Source organism: Paraburkholderia caledonica (genome assembly GCF_000383275.1).
Taxonomy (GTDB): Bacteria; Pseudomonadota; Gammaproteobacteria; order Burkholderiales; family Burkholderiaceae; genus Paraburkholderia; species Paraburkholderia caledonica.
Genome location: NZ_KB911035.1, coordinates 761,442 through 777,576 on the forward strand (window position 1 = coordinate 761,442; position 16,135 = coordinate 777,576).

The window sequence follows — 16,135 nt, forward strand, 5'->3', positions numbered from 1 at the left end:
CCGGCCGTGTTCAAACATGCGTTCGGAGTGTTGCAGAAAGTCGGCAAGTCGTTGATGCTGCCGGTCGCCGTACTTCCCGTTGCCGGCCTGTTGCTCGGCCTCGGCGCGACCGATTTCCACGGTTACGTGCCGGCCATCGTGCTCGCCCTGATGAAGAACGCGGGCGACGTGATTTTTGCCAATCTGCCGCTGATCTTCGCAATTGGCGTGGCGCTCGGCTTTACCGAAAACGACGGCGTCTCGGGCATCGCCGCAACGATCGGGTATCTCGTCATGACGGCTACGTTGGGCGTGATCGCCAAGGTGGAAGGCATCGAGCCCGACATGATCATGGGCATTCCGTCGATTCAGACCGGTGTGTTCGGCGGCATCCTCGCAGGCGGCCTCGCGGCCTGGATGTTCAACCGCTACTACAGAATCGCGCTGCCGGCCTACCTGGGATTTTTCGCCGGCAAGCGCTTCGTGCCCATCGTGACCGCAATCGGTTCGATCGTGCTCGGTGCGATCCTGTCCGTCGTGTGGCCGCCTATCGGCAGCGCGATCAAGGCCTTTTCACAATGGGCGGCGGTGTCCGACCCGCGCACTGCGGCAACCGTCTACGGCTTTGTCGAGCGTCTGCTGATTCCGTTCGGCCTGCATCACATCTGGAACGTGCCGTTCTTCTTCGAGGCAGGCAGCTTCCTCGATCCCACGACCGGCAAGGTGGTTCACGGAGACATCACCCGGTTCTTTGCGGGCGATCGCACTGCGGGCATCCTGGCGGGCGCGTTCCTGTTCAAGATGTTCGGCCTGCCGGCCGCGGCGATCGCAATCTGGCACTGCGCCAAGCCGGAGAATAAGGTCGCCGTTGGCGGCATGATGGTCTCGGCCGCATTGACCTCGTTCCTCACCGGCATCACCGAGCCAATCGAATTTGCGTTTTTGTTCGTTGCCCCGGTGCTCTACCTTATCCATGCATGTCTCGCGGCCTCGGCGCAGTTCGTGGCCAACACGCTCGGCATGCGCATGGGCTTCACCTTTTCGCAGGGCGGCATCGACTTTCTGATGTTCAACCTGATCGGCAACAAGTCGACTCACGCGTGGTACGTCTTTATTCTCGGGCCGATCTACGCGGTGATCTACTACGGCGTTTTTCGTTTCGTGATTACCCGCTTCGATCTCAAGACGCCAGGCCGCGAGGACGACACCGTCGAAACCGCGAAGGTAAGCACCGCTGGCGTCGGCGGACGTTCGCGCGAACTGGTGCTCGCCTTCGGCGGCCGTTCCAACATCGACAGCCTGGACGCCTGCATCACGCGTCTGCGCATCTCGGTGAAGAACCCCGCGCTCGTCAATGAAGGCAAACTCAAGGCGCTCGGCGCCGCGGGCGTCGTGCGGGTCGGCAACGGGGTTCAGGCGATCTTCGGGCCATTGTCCGAAAACATGAAGACCGACATGCACGAATACCTGAAGACAGCCGGCAGCGAGGCCGACCTCGCAGCAGACGGAAAGGCTGTCGCGGAGGCCGCCGCGTCGACCGCGACCGCGATCGGGAGCGCCCAGGCTTCGGCGCACAGCACGACGCAACAGGCGGAGCGTGTTGAAAAAATCCGCGCAGCGTTGGGTGGCGTCGCCAATATCCAGAAACTCGACGCGCTGGCGGCAACGCGGCTGCGTGTCGGGTTGCGCGACGCCTCACAACTCGACACCGCCGCACTGAAAGCGGCCGGCGTTCCCGCGACGCAAACGCTGACCAACGGCGAGTTCGATCTGATTGTGGGCCTCGACGCGCCAAACCTGGCAGGCGCGATGCGATAACGCTCGCGAGCAACGGATAGCATGTGGTCGCCCGCATCGGTTTTATGCCGTCTCGGGGAGATCAACCTTCGCGGGTCGACACAGTGGCGACGCTAAATCCGCTCAGATCGCTTCGAGCACCACGACGCTGCGTGCGTCGACGCAACACGTTTCCGACTCGATAGCGGCGTGTTGCAGGGTGGAGACGATGTCGTTCGGACTCTCCTGTGCCGTATCGATGATCCGGCACCAGCGTCGCCCGTCAAGCACAGGAAGGTCAAACCGGCGCGCGCAGTCGTCCATGTTCAGCATGACGTGCAACGCGGACTCCCCGGACGCTTCGCCGCCCAGAGTGAAGGCCAGCAACCGGACTCCCGGATCATGCCAGCGTGGCTCGTTAAGGCGTTCGCCGTGCCAGGCAACGTCAGGGTTGGCGTGGCCGGACGACGGTCTCCCAGTGAGAAAGCGCCGGCGGCGCAGACTCGCGTGGCGCTTGCGCAACGCAATCAGTTCACGCACGAAACGCAGCATGCCCGACTCGGCTTCTATCGAGCGCCAGTCGATCCAGGAAAGCACGTTGTTCTGGCTATAGCCGTTGTTGTTGCCGCGCTGGCTGCGCAGAAGTTCGTCGCCTGCGAGGATCATGGGCACGCCCTGGCTCAGAAACAGAATGGCCATCAGGTTACGCGCCTGCTGGCTACGCAGGCGACGAACGCCAGCGTCGTCCGTCTCGCCTTCAGCACCACAGTTCCACGACAGATTGTCATTGCTACCGTCGCGGTTTTCCTCGCCGTTGACCTCGTTGTGCTTCGCGTTGTAGCTCACGAGATCGTTGAGCGTGAAGCCGTCGTGGCAAGTGATGAAATTGATGCTGTTCGCGGGCAGTCTGCCATCGTCGGCATACAGATCGGCACATCCTGCGATGCAGGTGGCAACCTCGCCGCACATGCCAGGATCACCGCGCACGAAACGGCGGATTACATCCCGATAGCGCCCGTTCCATTCCGCCCACGCCATGCCGGGGAATGCGCCGACCTGATAGAGACCGCCAGCGTCCCACGCTTCGGCGATCAGCGGCACGCGCGAAAGTATCCGGGAAGACTCGATCGCCCAGGGCAATGGCGGGTCGCTAAGGAGATCGCCATGCTGATCACGTGCAAACACGCTCGCCAGATCGAACCGGAAGCCGTCCACGCCGAGCTCCTGCACCCAGTATTCGAGGCATCGAACAATGAACGCGGTCACCAAAGGATGGTTGCAATTGACGGTGTTCCCGCAGCCTGTGTAGTCCCGGTAACGGCGCCGGTCGCCGGCGTCCAGGTGATAGAAAATGTCGTTGGCAAGGCCCTTGAAATTGATGACGGGCCCGGATGCGCCCGCCTCCGCCGTATGGTTGAAGACTACGTCGAGCAACACGCCAATACCGGCGGCGTGCATCGCGTCCGTGAGCGCGCGGAACTCCTGCGGAGCGCTTGCCGGATCGACGCAATAGCGCGGATGCGGGCTGTAGAAGCTATGCGTACTGTAGCCCCAGTAGTTGCACAGCCCTCTGGCTGCGGCCGCCGGCGGAACATCCTGCGCGTCGAAGGCCATGACCGGGAGAAGCTCGACATGGGTCACGCCCAGCTGCGTGAGGTAAGGTATTTTTTCGATCAACCCGGCAAAGGTTCCGGGATGCGTCACATTGCTCGACGGATGGCTGGTGAAGCCACCAACGTGCAACTCATAAATGACAGCGCCGTCCAGCCCGGAGGCGACTGGCGTAGCGTCAGCGGGTACAGGCTGGGTCACGATGGCGCGGTACGAAGCGCGGCCGGTCTCGAGTATCGCCGAGGCGCTCGTTCGCTTCCACAAGTCATCGCTTACGGCACGGGCGTGAGGATCGAGAAGTTCCCTGTGTGGGTAGAAAGCCCTGCCCGTGTGTTCCGTGTCCTGCGCCCCGTCAACACGCCATGTGTAGCAGGTTCGTATCGGCAGGTCCAACACCAGAACGTGCCAGTAGAAAAAAGTGCGATTGCGCTCGGACGAGAGCGTGATGACCTGAAAGGGTTCAGGGCTGTCCGGGGCCGCGTACAGCAGAAGTTCGACTTGCGTGGCATGACGGCCGAAGATACAAAAGTTGACGCCTTCGGGCACCACTGTCGCCCCTGGCGGGAACCGCGATCCTGGTCCTACCGGATAGCCCGGCGCCGGGCCACGCTCAGCGTTGCTCAAGGTCGATTCTCACCGGACGGATGTTCCAGATGTGACTACAGTACTCACTGATCGCACGATCCGACGAGAACTTGCCGGCGCGTGCGGTGTTGAGGATGGACATATGGGTCCAGTGCCGCGCGTCCTGCCATGCCGCGCTCACGCGCTCCTGGCACGCCACGTAGTCGGCGTAGTCGGCTAGCACGAGGAACGGATCGAATTGCAGCAGACTCTCGACCAGCGGCCGGAACATCTCGCGATCGCCGCGTGAGAATTGCCCGTCAGCGATCAGCTTCAGCACTTCCCGCAGTTCGGCGTTGCCGTTCGCATAGTCGGCAGGGCGATAGCCGTCGCGCTTGACCTGCTCGACCTGATCCGCGCTCAAACCGAAAAGAAAAAAGTTTTCCTCGCCGACCTGTTCGCGGATCTCGACGTTGGCGCCATCCAGCGTTCCGATTGTCAACGCGCCGTTCATCATGAACTTCATGTTGCCGGTGCCCGACGCCTCCTTGCCGGCCGTCGAAATCTGCTCGGAAAGGTCCGCTGCCGGGTAGATGAAATGTGCGTTCTTCACGTTGAAGTCGGGAAAGAACACCACTTTCAATCGATCGTTCACGAGCGGGTCGTTGTTGACCACATCTGCCACGCCATTGATCAGGCGGATAATCAGCTTGGCCATCGCATAGCCCGGCGCAGCCTTTCCGCCAAACACAAAGCAGCGAGGTGCAAGCGTCAATTGAGGATTGTTACGAAGGCGTTGATAAAGCCCGATGATGAATAGCGCATTCAGATGCTGGCGTTTGTATTCATGGATCCGCTTGACCTGAATGTCGAACAACGCGCCCGGGTCGACCACGATGCCCGTCGCGCTGTGGATTCGCGCGGTGAGAGCTTCTTTGTTCGATAGTTTGACGCGGCGCCACCGCTCCTGGAACGCAGCATCGTCGGCATGCGCTTCGAGGCCGCGAAGTTGAGTGGGGTCGGTGATCCAGTCCTTCCCCACTGTTTCATCCAGCAGCCGCGCAAGCTGCGGATTGCACAGCAGCATGAAGCGGCGTGGCGTGACGCCGTTCGTGACATTGAAAAAACGTTCGGGCCACATCTCGGCAAAATCCCGCATCACGGTCTGCTTCAGGAGCGCGGAATGCAGCGCGGCGACTCCGTTCACGGCGTGACTGCCCACAGTCGCCAGGTGCGCCATGCGCACCCGCTTGTCGCCCCGCTCGTCGATCAGCGACATGCGTGCCACGCGTGCCTCGTCGCCGCCATAGCGTTGCCGGACCTCGTCGATAAAACGGCGGTTGATTTCGTAGATGATTTCCAGCAGGCGCGGCAACAGGTTTCGAAACAGCGGCAGGCCCCAGGTCTCGAGTGCCTCCGGCAGCAGCGTATGGTTGGTATAGGCCAGCGAGCGCCGGGTGATGTCCCAGGCCTCGTCCCAAGGCACTTGCCGTTCGTCCACCAGCAGACGCATCAACTCGGCAACACCAATGGACGGATGCGTGTCGTTGAGTTGCGCCACGAACATGTCGGCGAAGCGCTCTGTCGGCTCGCCCTTGAGATCGAGCAGCCGCAGCATGTCCTGTAGCGAGCACGAAACGAAGAAATACTGCTGTGCGAGGCGCAACCGCTTGCCGGCTTCCGGCTCGTCGTTTGGATAGAGCACCTTCGAGAGCGTTTCGGAGATCACCTTGTCCTGCACGGCCTGGTAATAGTCGCCGGCGTTGAAGTCCTGCAGATCGAACGACTCCACCGCCTCGCTTTTCCAAAGCCTCAACGTGTTGCATGTGTTGACGTGAAAGCCTGCCACCGGAATATCGTAGGCCACGCCCTTGACCTTGTTCGCCGCGACCCAGCGAACTTGAAGCCGGCCCTGCGCGTCAGTCGTGCTCTCGGTGTGGCCGCCGAAGGCCACATAAAATGCCACGTCCGGACGCACGATCTCCCACGGATTGCCCATTTGCAGCCACTTGTCGGTCACTTCCACCTGCCAGGCGTCGCGGATCTCCTGATCGAAAATGCCGAACTCATAGCGGATGCCGTACCCGATCGCGGGGATTTCAAGCGCGGCGAGCGAGTCCAGGTAACAGGCTGCGAGCCGGCCGAGTCCGCCGTTGCCGAGCCCCGGTTCTTCCTCCTGCGCGAGTATCGAGTCGAAGTCCTGACCGAGTGCCTGCATGGCGGCGCGCGCGTTGGCCTCGATGCCGAGGCTGACCAGGTTATTGCCGAGTTGCGGCCCGATCAGAAATTCGGCGGACAGATAGCAGGCGAGCCTTACCTCACGCGCGGCATGAGTTTGCACAGTCGCCACCCAGCGTTCCAGCATACGGTCTCGCACGCTGTACGCCAGTGCCATGTACCAGTCGTGCGGGGTCGCAATGGCCGGATAACGTGCCTGCAGACAGATGAGGTTGTCGACGATGTCGCGTTGCAGCGCGCCGGCATCCATTCCTGATCGCGCCGGTCCAGCACTGTTGAACGTGCTGCCGGTCGCGTTGGTGCCCGAGTCGGTGCTCGAGTCGGTGCTCGGGGCGGCGGTCGAGTCGGCGGTCATGGTCTTTCCCTTTTCCAATGCCCATTTCTGTGTGGCACGCTCGTATCGCGAAGTCGAACGGCACAGCTTTGCGCGGCGCTCGCCCTGCGGGGACACTCAGTCAGGCCAGACCCAGTCGGTAATCTCGGGGCGGTCGATGCCATGCGTGTGCGCATAGTTCAGGTTGCTGATAATCGCGTTCTTCATGTCTTCCCTGAGATGCGCCGTCCTGCCCTGCAATCGCGGCACGCGGTCGAGAACATCGATGACAAGATTGAACCGGTCCACCTGATTGAGGATCGCGAGTTCGAGAGGCGTGTTGATGTTGCCCTTCTCCTTGTAACCGCGAACGTGCAGATTCTCATGGTTGCGGAAACGATAGGCGAGCTTGTGGATCAGCCACGGGTAGCCGTGAAAGTTGAAGATGACGGGCTTGTTCACCGTAAACAGGCTGTCGAACTCGCGCGCTGTCGAGCCATGCGGGTGTTCGCTTGCCGGCTGCATCCTGAACAGGTCCACCACGTTCACAAAGCGCAGCTTGAGCTCGGGCAATCGCTCACGCAGAATTGCCGTTGCCGCCAGCGATTCCTGAGTGGCGACATCGCCACACGAGGCCATGACGACGTCCGGCTCATCGCCCTCGTCATTGCTTGCGCGCCGCCAGACACCCAGGCCCTTCGCGCAATGCACAATCGCTTCGTCGATCGTGGTGAACTGCAAGTGCTTCTGCTTGTCCGCCACGATGACGTTGATGCAGTCGGTCGAGCGCAAACATTGATCGGCCACCACGAGCAGCGTATTCGCGTCCGGAGGCAGGTAAACCCGCGTGACCGAAGGTGCCTTGTTGGTCACGAGGTCGATGAAACCGGGGTCCTGATGGGAGAAACCGTTGTGGTCCTGCCGCCACACGGTCGACGACAACAGAATGTTCTGCGACGACACCGACGCTCGCCACGGCACATGGTTCTTGCAGATGTCCAGCCATTTGGCATGCTGGTTGAACATCGAATCGACCACATGCGCGAATGCCTCGTACGTATGGAAGAAACCGTGCCGCCCTGAAAGCAGATAGCCCTCGAGCCATCCCACCAGCGTATGCTCCGAGAGCATTTCCATCACGCGGCCGTCTCGCGTCAATTCGCCGCCGTCCTCGTCCTCCGGGAGCAGATCGGCCATCCAGATCTTCTTGCTGGCTTCATAGATCGATTGGAGCCTGTTAGAAGCCGTCTCGTCAGGGCCGAACACGCGGAAGGTGGTCATGTTCTTGCGCATCGTGTCGCGCAGGAATTCTCCGAGCGGCCGGGTGTTCTCATACAGCACCTTGCCTGCGCGGCTGACGTCCACCGCATAGGCACGGAAGTCGGGCAGCTTCAGCTCCCTGCGCAATACTCCGCCGTTCGCATGCGGATTCGCGCTGATGCGCCGTGGTCCCACGGGCGCGAGGTCTCGCAGTTGAGGAATCAGCCGGCCGTCGGAATCGAACAGCTCCTCGGCCTTATAACTGCGCAGCCAGCTTTCCAGAAGCGCCAGATTCGCGGGATTGCTACGTACCTCGGAGAATGGCACCTGATGCGATCGCCACGAGCCCTCCGCTTTGTGCCCGTTGACCTCTTTGGGTCCGGTCCACCCTTTCGGCGAACGCAGCACGATCATCGGCCAGCGGGGCCGCTCGACCTGCGAGCCTGAGCGCGCCCTGTCATGGATAGCGCGAATCTCCGCAACCACGGCGTCGAGCGTGCTGGCCATCTTCTGATGCATCTCCGCATGGTCCGAGCCTTCGACAAAAAACGGCTTGTAGCCATAGCCTACGAACAGCGCCTCGAGTTCCTCGTGGCTGACGCGCGCGAGGACAGTCGGATTGGCAATCTTGTAGCCATTCAGATTGAGAATCGGCAAGACGGTGCCGTCGCGAGCGGGATTGACGAACTTGTTGGAATGCCAGGCTGTGGCTAACGGGCCGGTTTCCGCTTCGCCATCGCCGACCACGCAGGCGACGATGAGATCCGGATTATCGAATGCGGCGCCGTATGCATGCGACAGGCTGTAGCCCAGTTCGCCGCCTTCATGGATCGAGCCGGGCGTTTCGGGTGTGACATGAGAGCCGATGTGGCCCGGAAACGAGAATTGCTTGAAGAACTTCTGCATACCCTCCGCGTCTTCGCTCTTGTCCGGATACACCTCGGAATAGGTGCCCTCCAGATAGGCGGGGCCGAGCACGCCAGGCGCACCATGCCCGGGGCCGGCCATGAAGATCACATCGAGGTCGTCGCGCTTGATCACCCGGTTCAAATGCGCCCAGACAAACGAAAGCGCCGGACTCGCGCCCCAATGCCCCAGTAGCCGCTGCTTCACGTGTTCGGCCTTCAACGGCTCTCTCAGCAACGGGTTGTCTATCAGATAGATCATTCCGACCGAGAGGTAATTGCATGCCCGCCACCAGGCATTGATCAGTCGAAGTTCATCGGCATTGAGGGCAGCCGTTTGCGAAGCGCCCGCGGCGTATTGCTCGCTCATAACGTAGTCTCCTGAACAGCAGGTCTCATCCAGACGCGTGCAAATGCGAATGGGGCACAGCATCTACGCGTCTTGTTGATTTTTCGCGCCGCCCTGCACCGATAGCAGTCTCTAGCGCTATCTTTTGTGAAGTACTTAACGTCTTCACAGTGCTTTATGACGTCCTGTTGAGAGTGCGGAAGGTAATGCGGCGAACCAGTTTCGATCGTGCGATAAAGCGCTATGCAACGGTGCGGCGCACAAGCGGCGCATAGCATACGATGCCCGCACCTGTGCGACGTTTCGCATCTCAAGGAGATGACGCAGCAACGATCTCAAAACGAGCCTACTAGCCTCGCGTGGCAACTTAAATAGGCCTTTGGTCCAACAAGCGCGTGGGAAAGGGGCAGTGCTCGCGCTGCACGCATCGGTAGGACCAAGGTCCGATGTTCGCGGCCCATCGCACTGATAAGCTGCACATACTGCGTATGCACGCCTCGCGCATATCGGGAAGCGGTCGACCGTTGTTACGCCTTGTTATCGCTCGGCGAGCGGTCGCGCAGCCGATGGCGCTGATTCTGGGCAGCATGTCGCGAAGCGAGCCCGCCGATCGATACGGCATATAGCCCAGGCAATGTCGCCTGACGGTGGGGAGGACTCGATGTTAGCCGTGCAATGACGTCAAGCCTCGGGCGACCAGAAACGCTGATTGAATCGCTGCCGGAATAGTCGTGACCAGATGCAGGCTTCAGGATATCGCCCATTGGAGATGACACCATGCCCGCATGGAACCGCCTGCCCATCACTGCACTAGCGGCGATGATTCTGGTGACCTTGCCGGCGTCGTCGGGGGCCACGGAGCAAGCGCAACAGCGTCGCGCGGGGCGGGACGTCCGTCAGGACACTCGCCAGGGTTCACGACATACCAAGCAGGAGTGCCGTGCCACAGACCAAAAAAGCAATTCCCAATGCCGGCACGATAAGCGGCAGACCAAGCAGCACGGACGTCAGACCGCGCGCGATATCAAGTACTGAGTAGCGAGCGTCCGCCGTGAAAAACACGTTATATGCCTGCGGGCAGATTCATGCAGCGACTGCTTGCCGGAACGACGCCGCAAAGGATGAAGGCGCCGCCATCCGCCGCAGGCCCCTTGAAGGGATAACAAGTTATGCGTTCCGGGGGCGTCGTGATTAATCGGGGGAACAGCGATGATTTCATCGTGTGAGGGTCGCTCTCACGAGCGCGGCGACGAGGTCGGTCGAGGCGGTTCCGTAAAAAGCACCGATGTGAGTTTCAGGCGCTTTGTACTCTTGAGCGTCTGCATGTTGGTGCTGCCGTTGACCGGCTGCCCGTATTACGCGCCGCCGCCCGGCACCGTTGTCACCGTCCCGGCCAGCTTCGACCGCTCGTTCTCTGCGGCAGCGGGCGCAATGCGCGACGAAGGTCTGGTAATCAGCGTCCAGGACCCCGGCACCGGCACCGTCGTCGGCGAACTGGACGGCAGCACGGTGACGGCGAGCGTGCGCCAGCAACCCGATGGCAGCGTCGTCGTGCAGTTCAATTCGGCCACGCGCAACCCTACGCTGCTCGATCGCATTTCGCGCGGCTACGACCGGCGAATGGGGCGGTGATCGCGCTCAAATGAAGTGTCCCGCCGATGAATGTCGCCGGGAAGGGAAGCAAAGTAAGCGTTGTACATTTCACAAGCTGTCGGTTCGTCGTCGTTTTCAGTAGGCCTTACCAGTTTCAAGGAGCAGCCATGTCTTCGTGGAACCATCGATGGGCCACAGCGCCGTGGCTGTGGCTGCTCGTCGCGCTGACCCTGGCAGCGGGGGTCGCACATGCCCAGACCGACCAGGCGCCGCCGCGCGAGCCCTTCAAGCCGGAAGAGATCGAAGCGCTGGTTGCGCCGATCGCCCTTTACCCGGACTCCGTTTTGTCGCAAGTACTGATGGCGTCAACCTACCCGCTTGAAATCGTGCATGCGGCGCGCTGGGTCAAGAGCAATCCGAAAGTCACGGGCGACGCCGCCGTCAAGGCAGTCGCGAACGAGCCGTGGGACGTCAGCGTGAAATCGATGGTGGCCTTCCCACAGATTCTCGAACCCATGAACGACAAGCTGGACTGGACCCAGAAGCTCGGCGACGCATTCCTCGCGCAGCAGAAGGACGTCCTCGCCGCTGTGCAGCGTCTGCGCGCCCGCGCGAAGGAGTCGGGCAACCTCAAGTCGAACGAACAGCAGAACGTGGTCGTCGAAGCGGCGCCCGCTGGCGGGCAGACCATCGTGAAGATCGAGCCTGCCAATCCGCAGGTCATCTACGTGCCCGCCTACAACCCGACGGCCGTGTATGGTTCGTGGAGTTATCCGGCCTACCCGCCCACCTACTGGCCGCCTTACCCGGCCTACTATCCGGGTGCGGCGCTGGCAACGGGTTTTGCGTGGGGCGTCGGGCTCGCCGCCGCCGGCGCGATCTTCGGCAATGCCAACTGGGGCGGCGGCGACGTCAATATCAATGTCAACAAGGCGGCGAACATCGATCGCAACTTCGACCGCACGAAGGTCGAAGGCGGACGCTGGCAGCACGACGGCAGCCATCGTCAAGGCGTCGCCTATCGCGACAACGCGACCCGTGACAAGTACTCGCGCAATGTCGGCGGCGCGGAGGGCCGCAATGATTTCCGTGGGCGCGATACGACGGGCGGCGGACGCGATACGACGGGCGGCGGCCGCGCCAACACGGCGGACCGAGGCCAGCGCACCGACCGTTCGGGCGCAGGCGATCGTGCTGGAACGGCGGATCGGTCGAATGCGAATAACCGAGGGGCAGCGGACCGATCGAACGCAAACGCGGGAAATCGCGCGGGAAACGCGGATCGGTCGGCGGCCGGCGAGCGCGGCGGCGTCTCGAACCGCGCCGGCGCGGGCGACCTGTCACGCACCAGCGACCGTGCGGGCGGCGCTGGTGGCGGCGTCAGCGGCGGGGGTCGCGACAACGCCTTTCAGGGCGTCGGCGCAGGCGGCGCGACGCAGCGCAGCGCCGACCGTGGACGCTCCAGCATGCAAGGCTCGGGCTACAGCCGACCTAGCGGCGCCGGCGGCGGCGGTATGCGGGCCGGCGGCGGCGGACGCGGTGGCAGACGCTAGAGAGCGTCGAACCGTGACATCGCCACGGCGATTTCGTCGGCATGTAGTCATGGGTGCACCACCTACCGTCGCGCTCGCGTGCGCGCTGGGCGCCTGATCATCGCGTGGATAGTCGCACTACCGGCGACAACATTCCGACGGCCTTGGATGTGTAGGACTTTGGTCCAATTGCCGCGGTACGCGGCGGCCTTCACGATTCAAGCGACGACGTAAAGCCGGATGGCAAGTCGCGCGCCTTCGAATATCGACGTCCATCATGGCCTGAGCGGTAAATTCGGGAAATTGGAGCGAGGCATCATGGCAGACATATGGATAGGCAATGTGCAAGACGACACATCGGACGACGAAATAAGGGAATTTCTGATCAAGTACGGATTCCCGTCATTCGACGAAATCAAGCGTGTCGAGGGAACCGGCACGCGGCCCGCCGTTGTGGTGACTTTTCACGACACGTCTCCCGACGCTTTGCGGAATCTGCAATCGCGGATCCACAACATGTTCTGGAAGAATCGGACCATCGTCGTGCAGGTCATGCCGGAGCGCGACGACAGCTAAGCGCAAAAATATTTCAGTGCGTGGCTCAGGCCGCCGTGCGGCCTGCCCGCATGCCAAAACGGCATTTGAGTCGCGCCTGCTTCGGCCTGCTCCAATGCATCATTGCGTGCCGGCTATCGTCGCCTACATGCCGCCAAATGGCTTCTTCACAGCCAGCTTGTTAGTCACAGACGTGACCCCGTCAACCGCTTTTGCGATATCTGCGACCTGGCCGATCTGCGCCGCGTCTGTGACCGTGCCGTTCAATGTCACCGCACCGTCTTTTGCGATGACGCTGATATCTCCGGCGCGGATCTCCTTGTGCTTGACGATCGCGGCATAGACCTTCCTGCGTAGCGCGCGATCCGCTTTTCTGCCCGTGACCGGTGCTGCGCTGCCCGAGGCTGCACTCGCCGACCCCCCAGGTGCGCTAGCCATCTCGCTTGCCTGTGACCATGCGTTGGTGGAAAGCGGAACGATCAACGTGGCGACGGCCATTACGAGAACGCGAATAGATTTCATGGATTACTCCGGTCGATAAGAATGCAGCAATCAGAACGTATGGCGGATGCCGACCATCGCCGCCGTTGTAGACACCCCCGGTGCGACCGGAGCTCCATAGATGATCGTCTGGTTCATGGTCCCTTTGTTGTCGACGTAGCCGACCTGTGCGTACGCCTTGGTCCGAGCGGACACGTTGTACTCCGCCCCCAAAGAGAATTCGCTCGAATGATTCGCTGAATGGTTTCGATCCTTCAGATAGTAGAAACCGGAAGTGACCTTGAATCGCGGGCTGAACTGATAACCGAGCCCGGCCGACGCCATTTCGAAATTCACGGTGTCACTTCTGGCCGGATTCTTACCCACGCCGTACGAGCCTGAAATCGAAAATCCTGCGATCGAGTACAGCGCGCCAAAGTAGTAAAAACGGTTGTTCGCCTGCCCCGTAGGCACCGCCGCCGGAGTTGCAGGATAAGTAATCGGATACGGATTGGTATCGTGTCCGTTGTAGTACACAGCGGATAGATTCAGACCGTAATTCGAATACTTGAGCACGGCCGACTCGCGTGTGCCACCCTGGAACTGGCCCGCGACGCCTCCCGGTGCGTACTCGAGTGCGAGCGACGCTCCGTAGAACTTCGGCGATGTGTAGACCAACGCGTTACTGTCATACAGCGCGCCGATCGGCGCGTTCGTGCTCGTGCCAGGCCAGCCCGCCGCCTGGTTCACACCGAGCCACGCGGTCAGGATACTTCCGAAATACTGTGCGCCGCGAACGTCGGTTTCCGCCATTGCATAGATCATCGGAATGATCTGGCGGCCCGCATCGAATGAGCCGAACGGCCCGGACGCGCCAATCATCGCGTACTGATTGAAGATCGCGGTGGTGCCCGGCGTGTCAGGCAGCCCCATCCTGCCGTTCGAGCTGTTGAACGAGCCCTGCAGTCTGAAGTTGATCTTGTATCCGCCACCGATGTCTTCGCTTCCCTTCAAGCCCCAGAAGCTCGCGTAGATGCCGCCATCCTTCAGTTGATAGACATGCCCCTGATTGCGCGCGGTCGGCAGGAACGTTGCCGCCGAAGTGCTCTGATAGAGCAGGCCGCTATCGAGTACGCCGTAGAGCGTAACCGTCGATTGCGCATGGGCGGCAACCGCGAACAATAACAGCGCCGCGGCGCCGCTCAACTTCAATTTCATTCTGTGTCTCCAATGTGGTGCCGGACATGGCCGGCTTTTTTTTGCTGTTGCTCGAACGAAGCTGCCTTGATAACCCGGCGTGTCAGTTCGGTAAAAAATAGTCCGCGAATTGCTCCCGCAACCGGTGCTTGAGCACTTTGCCGGTCGCGCCGTATGGAACCGATTCAACGAATACCACCGCGTCGGGCGTCCACCACTTCGCTACCCGTCCGTCAAAGAACGCCAGTAGTTCGTCCTGGGTGAGCGCGCTGTCCGGCTTTTTAACGACCACCAGCAGCGGCCGCTCGTCCCACTTCGAATGTCGCGCGCCGATACAGACCGCAGCCGTCACTTTGGGATGCAGGTACGCGACGTTTTCGATTTCGACGGAGCTAATCCATTCGCCGCCCGATTTGATGACGTCTTTGCTGCGGTCCGTGATCTGCATGAAACCGTCGCGATCGATCTTCGCCACATCGCCGGTCGGGAACCATCCGTCACGCAGCGGCGACTCATCGTCGCAACCGAAGTACTGCCTCGTGACCCACGGGCCTCGTACCAGCAGGTCGCCAGTCGCGTTGCCGTCCCACGGTGGCTCTTCGCCGTCGGGGCCGGCGATTTTCATGTCGATACCGAACACCGCGCGTCCCTGCTTTGCCTGGACCGCGTAACGATCGGCCTGCGGCAGCGTGATCTGATGCGCCTTGAGACTGCATACCGTGCCAACCGGACTCAACTCCGTCATGCCCCACGCGTGCAACACGTCGACACCATGGCGCTCCTGGAATGCTGCGGCCATAACGGTGGGACAGGGAGCGCCGCCGATCACCGTGCGCCGCATCGACGAGAACGCTCGCCCGAGCGCGTCGACGTGAGCGAGCAACCCTTGCCAGACCGTCGGCACGCCAGCAGATAGCGTCACCTGTTCGGTCTCGATCAGCTCATAAAGCGATTCGCCATCGAGCGCGGGGCCGGGAAACACTAGCTTCGCGCCCACCATGCAAGCGATGTACGGCAAACCCCACGCATTCACATGGAACATCGGCACGACCGGCAGGATGGAGTCGCGCGCCGAGCAGTTCAGCGAATCGGGCAACGCGGCCGCGTAGGTATGCAATACGGTCGAGCGGTGGCTGTACAGCACACCTTTCGGATTGCCCGTGGTGCCTGACGTGTAGCACAGCGACGACGCACTGTTTTCGTCGAGCACCGGCCAGTCGAAAACGTCGCTATTGGCGTCGATCAGATCCTCATAGCACAGCAGCTTCGTGGACAGACTGTGCGCCTGCGGCATATTCGCGCGATCGGTCATGGCTACGAAGACCTTTGCGCTTTTGACGCGTGACGCGACGCTTTCGATCAGCGGCAGAAACGTCAGGTCGAAGAACACGACGCGATCTTCCGCATGATCGATGATGTAAGCCAGTTGCTCGACGTGCAGCCGGGGATTGAGAGTATGCAACACCGCCCCCGAGCCCGACGCTGCAAAGTACATCTCCATGTGCCGGTAACCGTTCCACGCAAGAGTCGCGACGCGCTCGCCCGGCTGCACACCGAGACCTGCCAGCGCGTTGGCCATGCGGCGCGCGCGTTGTGCGAGATCGCGGTACTGGTACCGGTGAATGTCTCCTTCTACTCGCCGCGACACAATTTCCTGTGCGCCGTGGTGGCGTTCAGCATGCACGAGCAGCGCAGCGACCAGCAGCGGTTGCTCCATCATCAAGCCTTGCATTCTTTGTTCTCCTGAGTGACTGCAGTAGCACGCGCGCCGGATCCTCTGCCA

The 16,135-nt window shown here is 61.4% G+C and carries 11 protein-coding genes; 5 read left to right on the plus strand and 6 right to left on the minus strand.

Features of this window, described 5'->3' with window-relative positions; translation table 11 throughout:
- Positions 1-6: 6 nt before the first annotated feature.
- Positions 7-1,797, plus strand: coding sequence for a PTS glucose transporter subunit IIBC (gene ptsG / locus H281_RS0109585; protein ID WP_020066888.1), 1,791 nt, complete (start codon positions 7-9; stop codon positions 1,795-1,797).
- A gap of 102 nt (positions 1,798-1,899) precedes the next feature.
- Here ptsG and glgX read toward each other — a convergent pair whose 3' ends face one another.
- The 3 genes from glgX to H281_RS0109600 form a co-directional block, all read right to left on the minus strand.
- Positions 1,900-3,990 carry a glycogen debranching protein GlgX gene (glgX, locus tag H281_RS0109590; protein WP_123282651.1) on the minus strand — a complete coding sequence of 697 codons (2,091 nt, stop codon included), beginning with the start codon at positions 3,988-3,990 and terminating at the stop codon, positions 1,900-1,902.
- Positions 3,977-6,418, minus strand: a complete 2,442-nt coding sequence (locus H281_RS0109595) for a glycogen/starch/alpha-glucan phosphorylase (RefSeq protein ID WP_033379516.1) — start codon at positions 6,416-6,418, stop codon at positions 3,977-3,979. Before H281_RS0109595 ends, glgX begins: the two co-directional genes overlap by 14 nt.
- Positions 6,419-6,619: 201 nt before the next feature.
- Positions 6,620-9,016 (minus strand): phosphoketolase family protein, encoded by a 2,397-nt coding sequence (locus tag H281_RS0109600; protein WP_020066891.1) that lies wholly within the window; start codon positions 9,014-9,016, stop codon positions 6,620-6,622.
- A gap of 798 nt (positions 9,017-9,814) precedes the next feature.
- Here H281_RS0109600 and H281_RS37255 point away from each other — a divergent pair.
- The 4 genes from H281_RS37255 (at position 9,815) to H281_RS0109620 (ending at position 12,696) form a co-directional block, all read left to right on the plus strand.
- Positions 9,815-10,030 (plus strand): hypothetical protein, encoded by a 216-nt coding sequence (locus H281_RS37255; RefSeq protein ID WP_370687484.1) that lies wholly within the window; start codon positions 9,815-9,817, stop codon positions 10,028-10,030.
- A gap of 288 nt (positions 10,031-10,318) precedes the next feature.
- Positions 10,319-10,627 carry a hypothetical protein gene (locus H281_RS0109610; RefSeq protein WP_020066893.1) on the plus strand — a complete coding sequence of 103 codons (309 nt, stop codon included), beginning with the start codon at positions 10,319-10,321 and terminating at the stop codon, positions 10,625-10,627.
- Positions 10,628-10,755: 128 nt separating this feature from the next.
- Positions 10,756-12,141 carry a DUF3300 domain-containing protein gene (locus H281_RS0109615; protein ID WP_020066894.1) on the plus strand — a complete coding sequence of 462 codons (1,386 nt, stop codon included), beginning with the start codon at positions 10,756-10,758 and terminating at the stop codon, positions 12,139-12,141.
- A gap of 297 nt (positions 12,142-12,438) precedes the next feature.
- On the plus strand, positions 12,439-12,696 hold the full coding sequence (locus tag H281_RS0109620; protein ID WP_027804449.1) for an RNA recognition motif domain-containing protein: 258 nt from the start codon (positions 12,439-12,441) through the stop codon (positions 12,694-12,696).
- A gap of 123 nt (positions 12,697-12,819) precedes the next feature.
- On the opposite strand, the gene H281_RS0109625 is transcribed toward H281_RS0109620, so the two are convergent.
- The 3 genes from H281_RS0109625 to H281_RS0109635 all read right to left on the minus strand — a co-directional run bounded on the left by H281_RS0109625 (position 12,820) and on the right by H281_RS0109635 (position 16,084).
- A complete protein-coding gene (locus H281_RS0109625) occupies positions 12,820-13,197 on the minus strand; it encodes a BON domain-containing protein (protein ID WP_020066896.1) in 378 nt (125 codons plus the stop codon).
- 30 nt (positions 13,198-13,227) lie between these two features.
- Positions 13,228-14,373 carry a porin gene (locus H281_RS0109630; protein WP_020066897.1) on the minus strand — a complete coding sequence of 382 codons (1,146 nt, stop codon included), beginning with the start codon at positions 14,371-14,373 and terminating at the stop codon, positions 13,228-13,230.
- Positions 14,374-14,455: 82 nt separating this feature from the next.
- A complete protein-coding gene (locus H281_RS0109635; protein ID WP_020066898.1) occupies positions 14,456-16,084 on the minus strand; it encodes a 3-(methylthio)propionyl-CoA ligase in 1,629 nt (542 codons plus the stop codon).
- Positions 16,085-16,135 lie beyond the last annotated feature (51 nt).

Excerpts from the sequence above, each read along its gene's own strand:
- H281_RS37255 (WP_370687484.1), top strand. The coding sequence starts at position 9,815 with ATGATTCTGGTGACCTTGCCGGCGTCGTCGGGGGCCACGGAGCAAGCG.
- H281_RS0109615 (WP_020066894.1), top strand. The coding sequence starts at position 10,756 with ATGTCTTCGTGGAACCATCGATGGGCCACAGCGCCGTGGCTGTGGCTG.
- H281_RS0109635 (WP_020066898.1), bottom strand. The coding sequence starts at position 16,084 with ATGCAAGGCTTGATGATGGAGCAACCGCTGCTGGTCGCTGCGCTGCTC.
- H281_RS0109630 (WP_020066897.1), bottom strand. The coding sequence starts at position 14,373 with ATGAAATTGAAGTTGAGCGGCGCCGCGGCGCTGTTATTGTTCGCGGTT.
- H281_RS0109600 (WP_020066891.1), bottom strand. The coding sequence starts at position 9,016 with ATGAGCGAGCAATACGCCGCGGGCGCTTCGCAAACGGCTGCCCTCAAT.
- H281_RS0109595 (WP_033379516.1), bottom strand. The coding sequence starts at position 6,418 with ATGGATGCCGGCGCGCTGCAACGCGACATCGTCGACAACCTCATCTGT.
- H281_RS0109620 (WP_027804449.1), top strand. The coding sequence starts at position 12,439 with ATGGCAGACATATGGATAGGCAATGTGCAAGACGACACATCGGACGAC.
- H281_RS0109610 (WP_020066893.1), top strand. The coding sequence starts at position 10,319 with ATGTTGGTGCTGCCGTTGACCGGCTGCCCGTATTACGCGCCGCCGCCC.
- H281_RS0109625 (WP_020066896.1), bottom strand. The coding sequence starts at position 13,197 with ATGAAATCTATTCGCGTTCTCGTAATGGCCGTCGCCACGTTGATCGTT.